The sequence below is a fragment of the Escherichia sp. AM3 genome (genome assembly GCF_032029835.1).
GTDB classification, from domain to species: domain Bacteria; phylum Pseudomonadota; class Gammaproteobacteria; order Enterobacterales; family Enterobacteriaceae; genus Escherichia; species Escherichia coli.
On record NZ_JAVUPQ010000002.1, the window covers coordinates 1 to 15,086 of the forward strand.

The 15,086-nt window shown below is 50.8% G+C and carries 9 protein-coding genes; 2 read left to right on the plus strand and 7 right to left on the minus strand.

Translation table 11 applies throughout. The annotated features are described in order from the left end of the window. Positions 1-212: 212 nt before the first annotated feature. The 6 genes from mqo to ompC form a co-directional block, all read right to left on the minus strand. Entirely contained in the window at positions 213-1,859 is a 1,647-nt protein-coding gene (gene mqo / locus RTW80_RS01195) for a malate dehydrogenase (quinone) (protein WP_000758070.1), read from the minus strand. A gap of 217 nt (positions 1,860-2,076) precedes the next feature. Further along, positions 2,077-3,720 (minus strand): microcin J25 efflux ABC transporter YojI, encoded by a 1,644-nt coding sequence (gene yojI, locus RTW80_RS01200; RefSeq protein ID WP_063119384.1) that lies wholly within the window; start codon positions 3,718-3,720, stop codon positions 2,077-2,079. A 75-nt stretch (positions 3,721-3,795) separates the two neighbouring features. Next, entirely contained in the window at positions 3,796-4,446 is a 651-nt protein-coding gene (alkB, locus tag RTW80_RS01205) for a DNA oxidative demethylase AlkB (protein ID WP_000884918.1), read from the minus strand. Further along, positions 4,446-5,510 (minus strand): bifunctional DNA-binding transcriptional regulator/O6-methylguanine-DNA methyltransferase Ada, encoded by a 1,065-nt coding sequence (ada, locus tag RTW80_RS01210; RefSeq protein ID WP_000786377.1) that lies wholly within the window; start codon positions 5,508-5,510, stop codon positions 4,446-4,448. Before ada ends, alkB begins: the two co-directional genes overlap by 1 nt. Positions 5,511-5,583: 73 nt before the next feature. Further along, positions 5,584-6,639: an FAD:protein FMN transferase ApbE gene (apbE, locus tag RTW80_RS01215; protein WP_000406070.1), complete on the minus strand. Its 1,056-nt coding sequence runs from the start codon at positions 6,637-6,639 to the stop codon at positions 5,584-5,586. Between the two features lie 111 nt (positions 6,640-6,750). Continuing rightward, positions 6,751-7,857, minus strand: a complete 1,107-nt coding sequence (ompC, locus tag RTW80_RS01220; protein ID WP_000865597.1) for a porin OmpC — start codon at positions 7,855-7,857, stop codon at positions 6,751-6,753. A 736-nt stretch (positions 7,858-8,593) separates the two neighbouring features. Between ompC and rcsD the strand changes: the two genes are divergently transcribed. Both rcsD and rcsB read left to right on the plus strand, forming a co-directional pair. Beyond that, positions 8,594-11,266 carry a phosphotransferase RcsD gene (gene rcsD / locus RTW80_RS01225; RefSeq protein WP_032247335.1) on the plus strand — a complete coding sequence of 891 codons (2,673 nt, stop codon included), beginning with the start codon at positions 8,594-8,596 and terminating at the stop codon, positions 11,264-11,266. Positions 11,267-11,282: 16 nt separating this feature from the next. Next, the gene (rcsB, locus tag RTW80_RS01230; protein WP_001061917.1) at positions 11,283-11,933 is read left to right on the plus strand and encodes a response regulator transcription factor RcsB; all 651 of its coding nucleotides are present in this window, start codon (positions 11,283-11,285) and stop codon (positions 11,931-11,933) included. 199 nt (positions 11,934-12,132) lie between these two features. Here rcsB and rcsC read toward each other — a convergent pair whose 3' ends face one another. Then, on the minus strand, positions 12,133-14,982 hold the full coding sequence (rcsC, locus tag RTW80_RS01235; protein ID WP_085448414.1) for a two-component system sensor histidine kinase RcsC: 2,850 nt from the start codon (positions 14,980-14,982) through the stop codon (positions 12,133-12,135). Between the last annotated feature and the right edge of the window lie 104 nt (positions 14,983-15,086).

The window sequence follows — 15,086 nt, forward strand, 5'->3', positions numbered from 1 at the left end:
CCGACATCTAACGCCCAAGCCGGTTGCCTGATGCGACGCTGGCGCGTCTTATCAGGCCTACACCGCTGTGAAGTGCTGCACCCCGTAGGTTGGATAAGGCGGTTACGCCGCATCCGACATCTAACGCCCGAGCCGGTTGCCTGATAAGACGCTGGCGCGTCTTATCAGCATACGCCACATCCCCGGCATACCATGCCGGATGTGGCACATCATTACAACGCAATATCCGCCACTTCTTTTTGAACGGGTTTCGGTTTCAACTGCGGTTTCGGCGTACTATCTGCTGCCTGCGGCTTGTCGTATTTCAGCCCCAGCACTTCGCTGGTGTACTGCAACTCGCGTTCTGTTGCCGCTACATCACCGTTCAGCTTGCGTCCATAAGACGGAACGATCGCTTTCAACATAGCCTGCCATTGCGGGCTGGAAACGCGATCGCCAAATACTTTTTCCAGCAGATCCAACATAATCGGCGCGGCGGTTGACGCCCCTGGCGATGCCCCCAGGAGCGCGGCAATGGTCCCTTGCTGGTCACTGACGACTTCAGTACCCAGACGCAGTACGCCACCTTTCTCGGCATCACGCTTGATAATCTGCACGCGCTGCCCCGCTTGCCACAAACGCCAGTCCTCTTTTTTCGCCTGCGGATAGTACTCTTTCAACGCTTCAAAACGATCCTCTTCACTCAACATCACCTGACTCACCAGATATTTCACCAGATCGAAATTATCCAGCCCGACGTGCATCATCGGCATCACGTTAGAGGTGGTGGTGGAACTCATCAGATCCCACAATGAACCGTTTTTGAGGAATTTGGTTGAGAAGGTGGCAAATGGCCCAAACAGCACTACGCGTTTACCGTCCAGAACGCGGGTATCGATATGCGGAACCGACATCGGTGGTGCGCCAACGGATGCTTTACCGTAAACCTTCGCCAGATGGTGATTAACCACGTCCGGGTTTTCCGAAACAAGGAACTGTCCGCCCACCGGGAAACCGGCGTAGTCTTTCGCTTCCGGAATCCCCGATTCCTGTAACAGCTTCAGCGCCGCACCGCCCGCGCCGATAAAGACAAATTTGGCACGAATGTTCTGTGCAGTGCCATTTTTCAGATCGGCAACGGTAACGGTCCAGGTGTTATCGTCATTACGCTTTAGGGCGCGGACTTCGCTGCTGAGTTGCAGCGAGAAGTTAGATTTCTTCTGCAAGGAAGCAATTAACTGGCGGGTGATCTCGCCGTAGTTCACATCGGTACCAATTTCCGTACGCGTGGCTGCCACTTTCTGTTGCGGATCGCGCCCTTCCATCACTAACGGTGCCCACTCTTTGATCTGCGCGTGATCTTCAGAGTAACGCATACCGCGAAACAGCGAGCTTTGTTGCAACGCGGCGTAACGGGCGCGCAGGAAATTAACGTTATCCTCGCCCCAGACAAAGCTCATATGCGGAACGGTATTGATAAATGAACGCGGAGTACGCAGCACGCCGCGCTCAACCTGGTGCGCCCAGAACTGGCGGGAAATCTGAAATGCTTCGTTAATGGCGACTGCTTTTTCAATACTGATGCTGCCATCGGCGTTTTGCGGGGTGTAGTTCAGTTCCATCAGTGCAGAATGCCCGGTTCCGGCGTTATTCCAGCCGTTCGAACTCTCCTGCGCGACACCCTCCAGGCGCTCCACCATGGTCATCGACCATTCAGGCTCCAGCTCGCGTAAATAGGTCCCCAACGTGGCGCTCATAATGCCGCCGCCAATCAACAGTACATCAGTTTCCTGCTCCTCGGACGCTTTCGCTTTTGCCGCCATCGAAACGGCATTAAGCCCCACGGCCATCGAGAAGAGCATGGCAGTCACTTTTTTCATCTTGTTAATGCCTTACTTTTAGTCGCTTTATTGCAGGTGAGATTTGCGCGGCATCAACGGTAACACTTAAGTAACAACATTTAAATAATGTTTATAAATTATATTCTAATTTTAGAAACATTATAATTTCGTTGATTAATTATAGGGTTATTAGAAATGAAGGGATTTTTAGCATATTGACCTGACGGCAGCAGTCCGCCAGGTCAGCGTCGTAATATTATGCCGTCCGGGCAACGGCATCACGCGAAGCAGCATCGCGCTCTTCGCCCGTCAGCTCGCTAAGTTGCCCGTTGCGCATTTCCAGCAGGCGGTCGGCGTGGATAAAGTAATGATCATCATGACTGATGGCGAAAATAGTTTTACCCATCTCCTGCATCAGCGGCAGCAACACCTGATAAAACTCACGACGGAAGTGTGGATCCTGATCCGCCGCCCATTCATCCAGCAGGATAATATCGCGTTCTTCTGCCAGCGCCAGCAACAGCGCCACGCGTTTTTTCTGCCCTTTTGATAACTTCAGGTTAACAATACGCCCGTTGCTTAACTCAAGCTTATGAGCCATTTTCAGCTGCGCCAGCCACTTCTCAACCAGTTGCGGGTTAGCGGGTTTACCCTCCGGCCCCAGCAGTTGATCAAACAGCCAGACATCGGTAAACACTGCCGAAAACAGTTTGCGATAATCTTCCGGTTGTTCGCCGCTGACAGGTTTGCCATCCAGCAAGATTTCGCCGCTTTGTAGCTGATACAAGCCCGTCAACAACATCGCCAGCGTCGATTTTCCGCTACCGTTGCCGCCAATCAGAAACAGCAGCTCGCCACGTTTGATGGTGAGATTAATCGGACCAACGGAAAACGCGTTATCCTGATAAGCAAACGTCACGTTACGCAGCTCCAGCGTTTGCCAGTTGGGAAACGCCTGCGGGCGCGGAAACTCTGCTTTGAAAGGCGCGAGCGCGAATTTGTTCAGCTTGTTAAAAGCCACCTGCGCCGTCAGCAGCGTCGGCAATGCGCCAACCGCCGAAAGCAGCGGCGTACGCAGGAATAAAAGCGTCAACGAATAGGTCGCGGCAACGTTGGTATCAGCCCAACCGAGGCTGTTCGCCATCCAGAACACCAGGCCGATTGCGCCCAGCATCATGATGTTTGACCAGTTCACGGCACTAAGATGGAAGGTGTCTGCGCGAATAATATGATGGCGATACTCTTGCGCATCAGGAATGTAGAGGTTGTTAAACACATACTCGGCGCGTTCCCGGTTCAGAGTCAGCTCTTTGCGCCCTTCAAGTACAGTTTGAAAATCCGTGTACAGCTTGTCTTCGGTTTCACGCAGGGTCGCCATATGTTTGTACACCCGCGCCACCAGCACAAAACCGCCCCAGATGGTGATCGCCATCCAGATAGCCGTTACCAGCAACATTTTGCCCGACAGCATCCACAGATACGCCGCTGAACCGATAGTGAGAATGATCCCCTGCACCAGTTCCGGCAGACGCACAAAAGCAATGGTGATATTGCGCACATCGCTGGTTAACCCCGCCAGCAACGAGGCGCTACCGAGTTGTTCAATGCGCTCGACGTGAGTATCCAGAATCCGCTTGATAAATTCACTACGCAGTCGGTAAACGAAGTGATGCCCCAAAGTGGTGAGCGCCAGTTGCGATCCGAGAGTGACTGCCATCAACAGCAGCAATAATCCCAGAAACTCCGGCAACACCAGCAGACTGGTATCCGCCGTTTCGATAAGGCGCTGATTGATAAAAGCAATTAAGCCAATGCCTAATGCCGCACTGGCGAGGCTTAGCGCCATCACACTGATAAATGGCCAGCGATACTGCCGCCAGACAAGTACAAGAAGTTCCATGCAGAAAACCCGGACAATGAATTACAGCCCGCAGTTTAAACATCTTCGCGCGCACAGCAATAATAATTCTTATTTTTATTCTTTTTTACCTGCCTGACGGAATGTCAGGTTGTAGCGGCAGTCGATGGTGAGTGGATGAAACCCCGCTTTCAACGGTTGAATACCGTGATAAAACAGCCGCGATTCACCGCCCCATACCACCACATCGCCATGTTCCAACAACAAACGTTTGAGCGGATCATTTCGTTTCAGGCCGCCAAATTGAAAAATCGCGGGTAAGCCCAGAGAAACAGAAACAATTGGCGCGCGCAGATCCGGTTCGTCTTTATCCTGATGCAGCGACAGTTTCGCGCCAGGAGCGTAGCGGTTGATAAGACAAGCATCTGGCTGGAAATCTGGATAGCCCGCCGCCGTAGCCGCACGTTGACATAAATTATGAAAACTCTGTGGCATGGCGGGCCACGGTTTATTTGTTTGCGGATCAATGGGCGAATAGAGATAACCTTGCCGATGGCTCGTCCAGCCCAGATGCCCACAGTTGGTCATCGCCACCGACATGGTATATCCCCCGGGGGTGACCATCTGGCGAAACGGCGACTGGCTGGCAACGTCATTAATATCGCGGATTAGTTGCTCCGCAGCGTTAAAAGCAAAACGGTGCAAAATTACCGCTCCAGCCGCCAGTGGCTCTTGCCACGGTTCAGCATCGGCAAACAGATCCAACATTACCTCTCCTCATTTTCAGCTTCCCGGCGCAGCAGTTGCGCTTTACGCGACACGCCCCAGCGGTAACCGGAAAGTGTGCCATCACCACGGACCACTCGATGACAGGGTATTACGATAGCCAGCTTGTTGGCGGCACAGGCGCTGGCAACGGCCCGTACCGCTTTCGGTTTGCCGATGGCGTTAGCCAGTTGCTGATAACTGACGGTTTCACCGCAAGGTATCGTGCGCAGTGCCTGCCAGACTTGTTGCTGAAAAGCAGTGCCGCGAATGTCCAGCGGTAACGTCAGCGGCGTATCGCGTTGATTGAGGCTGGCGATCACTTCACGCACATGTTGCTGAAACATCAGATCGGCAGGCGCGTTGTCGGCAGCGGGAAACATCTGCTGCAACTCGCTGATTAGTGTCGCGTCATCATCGCCCAGCAATATCGCGCAAATCCCCCGCTCGCTTTCTGCCACCAGGCAACGACCCAGCTCACAATCAGCCAGCGCGTAACGCACCGCCAGATTTTCGCCACCGTGACGGAATTGTTTAGCCGTCATGCCCAGCGTTTCGTCAGCTTTGCGATAGTAACTGCTGCTGTCGGGGAATCCGGCGTTAAGAATAGACGTCGTCACGCTCTCCCCTTTCGCCAGCGATTCGCGCAAACGGCGAGCGCGCCAGGCCTGTTGCCAGGCTTTAGGCGTCATTCCGGTAGTAGCTTTAAACAACCGATGCAGATGGAACGGACTCATCGCCACATGGTCGGCTAAGGCTTCCAGCGTTACAGGCGTTTCCTGTTCCAGCAGTCGACACACGTGGGTGATTTTATCCAACCGATGTTGCCGGGGATTGGCTTTGTCTGGCTGACAACGTTTGCAGGGGCGAAATCCGGCGGCGAGTGCCTCGCTGGCATTTGCGTAGAAGGAGACATTTTCCCGCAAGGCATGTCTGGCGCGGCAAGACGGACGGCAAAAGATACCCGTGGTGCGCACGGCGAAAACGAATTCGCCGTCGGCATTCGGGTCGCGGGCTAAGACAGATTGCCAGCGTTGATCGTCAGTTAAGCATGTGGCGTTTTTCATAATCAGCTCCCTGGTTAAGGATAGCCTTTAGTCTGCCCGGTCACCATCACGCAAAAACCAACAATCTTGCGCTTTAATTTTTTTCGCTGACAAGGAAGCTTTTAAACTGTGGTGACATCCAGGTTTTAAAGCTATCGCCTTCTTTGGTGATCATATAAACCGCCAGCCCTTCCCGGCGAACAACCTCTTTGGCTTTCTCCGGCCCGAGTACCATTAAGCCAGTATCCCAGGCATCGGCTTCCAGCGCCGTCGGAGCAATCACCGTCACGGATACCAGATTGTGTTCGATGGGACGCCCGGTTTGCGGATCGATAACATGGGAAAGACGTTTGCCGTCCAGTTCGTAATAGTTACGGTAGCTGCCAGAGGTGCTAATCCCATGACCGTTGATATCCACCACAGCTTGAACCGCGTTTTCTTTATCGGTTGGTTTTTGAATCGCTACCCGCCACGGCTGGCCTTCACCGTTCATACCACGGCTGTTCAGCGCGCCGCCCACCGACACCAGATAGCGGGAAATCCCTTCCTGCTCCATCAAGCGTGCCAGGTGATCCGCCGCATAACCTTCACCGACGGTGGAGAGATCGACATATAAATCCGGCAGGTCTTTTTGCAGATATTGCTGATGCGACTGATTGATGACCGTCAGGTGCTGTAAGCCGGTTTTGGCTTTCATCGCATCGATCTGTTCCTGGCTCGGAATTTGAACCGGCTGTTGTTCCGGGCCAAAGCCCCACAGATTCACCAGCGGCCCGACGGTTATATCCATCGCGCCATCGGTCTTCGCGCCAATGCGCAGCGAGGTGGTGACGATATCGGCCATCGCTTCACTTACCGGCCACGGCGATAAACTTTGCGAATCGTTAAAGCGCATCAGCGCGGAATCTTTTTTATAGGTCGAAAGCAGCTGATCGTCGGCGTCCAGCTGGGTCTGAATCTTTTCTTTAAGTTCGGCACTGCGTTTGGCATCAATGCCCGGGATGCTGGCACGCCAGAAGGTACCCATGGTTTTGCCTTCAAGAACGGTAACTTCAGTAGCGTGGGTTTTGGCGGGTTGTGGTTTTTGATCGCAACCAACAAAAAAGAGCGCGGCAGCCAGCAGTGCCACGCGGGTAAAGCTTATTTCCATACGTGATTATCCTCATGCGAACGGTCGCAAGAGTACACCAAAAAACTGTGTTTGTACGCTGAAAACAATGAAAAAAGGGCCCGCAGGCCCTTTGTTCGATATCCATCGAGATTAGAACTGGTAAACCAGACCCAGAGCTACGATGTTATCAGTGTTGATGCCAGCGTCACGAGTGAACTGGTTGTCGTCCAGCAGGTTGATTTTGTAGTCAACGTAGGTGGACATGTTTTTGTTGAAGTAGTAGGTCGCACCAACATCAACATATTTCAGGATATCTTCGTCGTCGTAGTTACGACCAGCAACGACACCCAGGTTTTTACCTTTAGACTGCAGGTATGCTACAGACGGACGCAGACCGAAGTCGAACTGGTACTGAGCAACAGCTTCGAAGTTCTGTGCTTTGTTCGCCCAACCCAGGGAACCTACGCGAGTTGCGTTGTAGGTCTGGGTGTACTGAGCAGCCAGGTAGATGTTGTTAGCGTCGTATTTCAGACCACCAGTGTAGGTTTCAGCACGGTCGCCGTTACCGATGTAAGCAGCGGTGTTCTGAGCATCAGTACGTTTGGAGCTGGAAACTGCAGCACCGATACCGAAGCCTTCGTAATCATAAGTGATAGAACCGCCGACACCGTCGCCGTTCTGACGCAGAGCGCCACGACCGTTGTTGGTCATGCCTTCGCCGCTTACGCTGCCGTTTTTGCCCTGGTACTGAACAGCAAAGTTCAGACCGTCAACCAGACCGAAGAAGTCGGTGTTACGGTAGGTCGCGAAGCCGTTACCACGCTGCTGCATGAAGTTGTCAGAACCGTAGGTGTCGCCACCGAATTCTGGCAGTACGTCGGTCCAGGAAGTTACGTCGTAAACAACGCCGTAGTTACGACCGTAGTCGAAAGAACCTACATCCTGGAATTTCAGACCTGCGAATGCCACACGGGTCCAGGAGTTTTCTTTGTTGTCTTCAGAGGTATTGCCCTGGATCTGATATTCCCACTGGCCGTAACCGGTCAGCTGGTCAGTAACCTGAGTTTCGCCTTTGAAACCAAGACGTACATAGGTCTGGTCGCCGTCTTCTGACTTGTTGTCAGAGAAATAGTGCAGGCCGTCTACTTTACCGTACAGATCTAATTTGTTGCCGTCTTTGTTGTAAACTTCAGCAGCGTTTGCTGCGCCTGCTACCAGCAGAGCTGGGACCAGGAGGGACAGTACTTTAACTTTCATGTTATTAACCCTCTGTTATATGCCTTTATTTGCTTTTTTATGCCACTGCATACTGATTAACCCTCATTAATCAGTCGGCAAGTCCATTCTCCCCAAAAATGCAGAATAATCCAACACGAATATGATACTAAAACTTTTAAGATGTTTCATTTATCGCTATAGATGTTTCAAAATGTAAATGCAAGGGAACTTTTTAAGATTATTGCGGAATGGCTAAATAAGCACCTAACATCAAGCAATAATAATTCAAGGTTAAAATCAATAACTTATTCTTAAGTATTTGACAGCACTGAATGTCAAAACAAAACCTTCACTCGCAACTAGAATATCTCCCGCTATCGTCATTAACTTTATTTATTACCGTCATTCATTTCTGAATGTCTGTTTACCCCTATTTCAACCGGATGCCTCGCATCCGGTTTTTTTTACCCTTCTTTACACACTTTCATTATTCTGTGCTACCACAGAAAAACTATAACTCTTGTTAACTATTTCACAAATAATTAACATCAGCATAATTTCCAGCAATCTTCGTTTATTTGCAATTAATTTCGTTGGGCTTTTTGTAGGTTATTTGTACAGCAAAATGGCGCTTGTACATCTATTTCCCCAATGCAGGATGATAAATATCACGGGAGAATAGAGAATCATCAATCAGGTAAGAGTCTGGAATTTCACACTGTACCCTTTATACTGCCCTATCACTTCGCGAAGTTTTAACAGGTCATAAACACGAATGCGTCAGAAAGAGACAACGGCCACGACCCGCTTTTCACTCCTACCGGGGAGCATTACCCGCTTCTTTTTACTGTTGATCATTGTGTTACTGGTGACGATGGGGGTAATGGTACAAAGCGCCGTTAACGCCTGGCTGAAAGATAAAAGTTACCAGATTGTCGACATTACCCACGCAATCCAAAAGCGCGTCGATACCTGGCGTTACGTGACCTGGCAGATCTACGACAACATTGCCGCGACGACCTCCCCCTCCTCCGGCGAAGGTTTACAAGAGACGCGCCTGAAACAGGATGTCTACTATCTGGAGAAACCACGCCGCAAAACGGAAGCGTTAATCTTTGGCTCTCACGACAACTCAACGCTTGAGATGACTCAGCGGATGTCCACTTATCTGGATACATTGTGGGGTGCAGAAAATGTACCGTGGTCGATGTATTACCTGAATGGTCAGGATAACAGTCTGGTACTGATCTCAACCCTGCCCCTCAAAGATCTCACCTCCGGATTTAAAGAATCGACCGTCAGTGACATTGTTGATTCACGTCGTGCAGAAATGTTGCAACAGGCCAACGCCCTCGATGAACGCGAAAGTTTTTCTAACATGCGCCGCCTGGCCTGGCAGAACGGTCATTACTTTACCTTGCGTACCACGTTCAACCAGCCGGGACATCTGGCAACGGTCGTGGCTTTTGATCTGCCGATTAATGATTTGATCCCACCGGGTATGCCGCTGGACAGTTTCCGCCTTGAGCCAGACGCGACGGCAACGGGAGACAATGATAATGAGAAAGAAGGGACGGATAGCGTCAGTATCCACTTTAACAGTACGAAGATTGAAATCTCCTCGGCACTCAACTCTACCGATATGCGCCTGGTCTGGCAGGTTCCTTATGGCACCTTATTGCTGGATACGTTGCAAAACATTCTGCTGCCACTGCTGCTGAACATCGGTTTGCTGGCGCTGGCGTTATTTGGCTATACCACATTCCGCCATTTCTCCAGTCGCAGTACAGAAAGTCTACCCAACACGGCGGTCAATAACGAATTGCGCATTTTACGGGCAATCAATGAAGAGATAGTCTCACTGCTGCCGCTCGGCCTGCTGGTTCACGATCAGGAATCGAACCGCACTGTCATAAGTAACAAAATTGCCGATCATTTGCTGCCGCATTTGAATCTGCAAAACATCACCACCATGGCGGAACAGCATCAGGGGATTATTCAGGCGACGATCAATAACGAGCTGTATGAGATCCGCATGTTCCGCAGCCAGGTCGCGCCGCGCACACAAATTTTCATTATTCGCGATCAGGATCGCGAAGTGCTGGTAAACAAGAAACTCAAGCAGGCGCAGCGTCTGTATGAGAAAAACCAGCAGGGGCGGATGACCTTTATGAAAAACATTGGCGATGCGCTGAAAGAACCCGCACAGTCCCTGGCGGAGAGCGCGGCTAAACTCAATGCCCCGGAAAGCAAACAACTGGCGAATCAGGCAGATGTGCTGGTGCGGCTGGTCGATGAAATACAGTTAGCGAACATGCTTGCGGACGATAGCTGGAAAAGTGAGACGGTGCTGTTCTCCGTGCAGGATTTAATTGATGAAGTTGTGCCTTCAGTGTTGCCTGCCATCAAGCGTAAAGGTCTGCAACTGCTGATTAACAATCATCTGAAAGCACACGATATGCGCCGCGGCGATCGCGATGCCTTACGACGTATTTTGCTGCTACTGATGCAATATGCCGTGACCTCAACGCAATTGGGAAAAATCACCCTTGAGGTTGATCAGGATGAGTCCTCCGAAGACCGCCTGACGTTCCGCATTCTGGACACCGGAGAAGGCGTAAGCATTCATGAAATGGATAATTTGCACTTCCCGTTTATCAACCAGACCCAAAACGATCGCTATGGCAAGGCGGACCCGCTGGCATTCTGGCTGAGCGATCAACTGGCACGTAAACTGGGCGGTCATTTAAACATCAAAACGCGGGATGGGCTTGGTACACGCTACTCTGTGCATATCAAAATGCTCGCAGCTGACCCGGAAGTTGAAGAGGAAGAAGAGCGTTTACTGGATGATGTCTGCGTAATGGTGGATGTTACTTCGGCAGAAATTCGGAATATTGTCACTCGCCAGTTAGAAAATTGGGGTGCAACCTGTATCACACCCGATGAAAGATTAATTAGTCAAGATTATGATATCTTTTTAACGGATAATCCGTCTAATCTTACTGCCTCTGGCTTGCTTTTAAGCGATGATGAGTCTGGCGTACGGGAAATTGGGCCTGGTCAATTGTGCGTCAACTTCAATATGAGCAACGCTATGCAGGAAGCGGTCTTACAATTAATTGAAGTGCAACTGGCGCAGGAAGAGGTGACAGAATCGCCTCTGGGCGGAGATGAAAATGCGCAACTCCATGCCAGCGGCTATTATGCGCTCTTTGTAGACACAGTACCGGATGATGTTAAGAGGCTGTATACTGAAGCAGCAACCAGTAACTTTGCTGCGTTAGCCCAAACGGCTCATCGTCTTAAAGGCGTATTTGCCATGCTAAATCTGGTACCCGGCAAGCAGTTATGTGAAACGCTGGAACATCTGATTCGTGAGAAGGATGTTCCAGGAATAGAAAAATACATCAGCGACATTGACAGTTATGTCAAGAGCTTGCTGTAGCAAGGTAGCCTATTACATGAACAATATGAACGTAATTATTGCCGATGACCATCCGATAGTCTTGTTCGGTATTCGCAAATCACTTGAGCAAATTGAGTGGGTGAATGTTGTCGGCGAATTTGAAGACTCTACAGCACTGATCAACAACCTGCCGAAACTGGATGCGCATGTGTTGATTACCGATCTCTCCATGCCTGGCGATAAGTACGGCGATGGCATTACCTTAATCAAGTACATCAAGCGCCATTTCCCAAGCCTGTCGATTATTGTTCTGACCATGAACAACAACCCGGCGATTCTTAGTGCGGTATTGGATCTGGATATCGAAGGGATCGTGCTGAAACAAGGTGCACCGACAGATCTGCCGAAAGCTCTCGCCGCGCTGCAGAAAGGGAAGAAATTTACCCCGGAAAGCGTTTCTCGCCTGTTGGAAAAAATCAGTGCTGGTGGTTACGGTGACAAGCGTCTCTCGCCAAAAGAGAGTGAAGTTCTGCGCCTGTTTGCGGAAGGCTTCCTGGTGACCGAGATCGCTAAAAAGCTGAACCGCAGTATTAAAACCATCAGTAGCCAGAAGAAATCTGCGATGATGAAGCTGGGTGTCGAGAACGATATCGCCCTGCTGAATTATCTCTCTTCTGTGACCTTAAGTCCGGCAGATAAAGACTAATCATCTGTAGGCCAGATAAGACGCGTTAGTGTCTTATCTGGCATTTGCACCGATTGCCGGATGCAGCGTAAACGCCTTATCCGGCCTACGATTCCCATTATTTCAACAGATTACATTAAAGTAGGCCAGATAAGACGCGTCAGCGTCGCATCTGGCATTTGCACTGAATGCCAGATGCGGCATAAACACCTTATCCGTCCTACGATTCCCGCGATTTCCTGACCCTCTCGGCATATACCGTCAGCGTCTGTTTTATCACATCCAGCGTTACCGGCTTCGACAGGCAGCTGTCCATACCGGACTCCAGACACCGCTGCTTCTCTTCAGCCAACGCATTAGCAGTTACTCCGATTACCGGCAACGTCAGTCCCAACTGACGAATGCGTTGCGTCAAGCGGTAACCATCCATATTTGGCATGTTGACGTCGCTAAGCACGATATCAATATGATTCTTGCTAAGTACATTAAGCGCATCGACACCATCATTCGCGGTTTTACATTGATAGCCCAACGATCCCAACTGATCTGCCAGCAGACGTCGGTTAATCGGATGATCATCCACGACCAGAATCATCATATCGTCATTATCGCTGACCGCTTTGTCCGTCGACGGCAGAGCGTTAGCAGGATCGTCGCTCTCCATCTCGATCAAATAAATACGCGCCAACAATGCCGGTAGCTCATGCGGGGCAGCCACACTGTGTACCCACTCCCCTGGCGCTTTCTCCAGCGGAATACCAATATGGCGACGACAGAAGGTCACTACCGCTCTACCCTGCCATTTTTTACTCACTACCTCGTCAGTAATTAACACATCTTCGGGAGTCGGTTCCTGCCCTTCGTATGTTGTAACGACGATGCCGCTGCGCTGCAAACTGGTTTCCAGGAACTGACAGAGCGACGCATTGCGGACCGACAGCCAGCAGCGTTTACCACTCAACCCTTCCACGCCTTTTTTCTGCGGGTACTGAGCGCCGTACAACGGAATACGCACGGTAAACTGGCTGCCCATTCCCGGTTCTGAATCTACCGAGATATCGCCGTCCATCATGCTGATCAGTTTTTCACAAATCGCCAGACCCAGACCGGTCCCCTGGAAGTTTCGCTGTACGCCCGTTCCGACCTGGAAGAAGGGATCAAACAAGCGCACCACTTCTTTCGCCGGAATCCCCACGCCGGTATCGCGAACACGGATAGAGAGATAATCGCCATCAGCGCGGACATGCAAAACTATACAGCCGGTATCGGTGAATTTTATGGCGTTACTCAACAGGTTGGAGATGACCTGCTGTAAACGCATCGGGTCGCCATTTAAGGCCACTGGCACATCCGGTTCAATAAAGCAGTACAAGCCTAACTGCTTGCGTACCACCAGCGGTAAATAGTTGGCGGTGATGTGGTTCATCACTTCACGCGGTGAAAACTCACGCGGTTCGATCTTCAACTGTTCCGATTCAATCTTCGAGAAATCGAGAATATCGCTGATAATTTTCAACAACAGGCTGGAAGAGTTGTTCATTGCCGTCACCAGACGATCGACGCCTTTCGGTAACTCTTTGGTTTGCAACAGATCCAGGTTACCGATAATGCCATACAGCGGCGTTCGCAGCTCATGACTGACGGTGGCAAGGAACATCGATTTTGACTGGCTCGCCTGTTCCGCTGCTTGTGCCATCTCCTGCAACGACTCTTCCATCTTCACGCGCGAAGAAACATCCACCAGCACACAAATGGCCACGTTTTCATTACGATAGCGCGAATGGACGAAGCTGATTTGCAGATTGGTATTGTTGCTGGTCAGGACATCAACAAAATTGACCTGCTGCCCACAGATAATTTGCGTCAGTCGTTGGCGGTCCTCATGCGTAAGCATATTGAGATAGGTATGCGCCAGTTCGTTACTTAAAATATTGACGCCATCAGCGGTACGCAAAATGCAGATACCCACTGGCGCGGAGGCGACAATCTTGCGATTGAACTGCTCATGTTCTTCCAGTCGCAGGGCGTCGCTTTCCGCCGGAATGAAAATACGTCGCTCGTACATCCGTGCGAGAGTAAACAATGCAGCTCCGGCAAGCACATTCAGCAAAATTGCGTTAAGGATCAACATGCGAATGCGTTCCAGCACCTTATCAACCGGCACCGAATACACGATGCTTAGCGATGAGGGTGGCAGATTTTTCTTCAGCACCAGCTCCCGGAACCCTTCCGTATAGCCAAACCAGGAGCGTTCCTGCATCCAGCGAGGATCGCCCTTAATTTTGCTTTCAGGTCCGGTAAGCGAAATCAGGGTATGACCATTTTCATCAAGAATGGTAACCCCCATCGGCAACGTGCCCGGTAAGAAAAAGTTCTCCATCCGGATGGTCTGCTCGACACCCAAAAGCGCCTGCAACCGGTTCGCCAGATAAACTGGCGTCAACGCGTAAAAATACCCGACGCCAGGGCGCGGACCTTCGCTGATCCAGTAGAGGTTACTGCCGCTATCATCTTGTGGTGCATTTCGATATTTATTGATGCGTTCATGCAACGCTTTCAACGCGGTATCGCGTTCCACTGGCATATCACGCAGACCGAAATTGGCCATGCAGAGGTTATCGCTGACGATTAAAAATACCCGGTTGAGATCGTAAGCCGCAGAAAAATTATCGCGCCAGTAGCGCATAAACCACGCCAATGACTCCAGAGAACCTCGCCAGGTGTTACTCATTGCGGAACAATCAGAGTCGGCAAACAGCGGTTCAAACGCAGGCACATCCGCCTGCGTTTCTCGTCCACGCGGGGAAAGCACACCGTTTTCTGCCGATAAGCGATTTTCAGCGATGTACTTCAGCTCTTTCATCACATCAGAGGTGCGTTGAATAAAGCGCTGAGCCTGATCGGAACTCAGATTAAATTCCTGACGAATTTCCGATTCTCGCTGATGTAACGCATTAACGATGTAAAAAACGGATGAAAAAGCAATCAACAGCCAGAGCACTAACGCCAATGCTCTGAACATGTAGCGCGAGGCTTTCAGGGTTGTACGAAAAGAAGCAAGGTATTTCAAAGGGGCGAAGCTCCGCCTCAGGTGACCGATGGAGTGTGGTTAAGGTAGCGGTAAAAGCGTGTTACCGCAATGTTCTCTCTTCTCTGGAATATGATACACCGCCG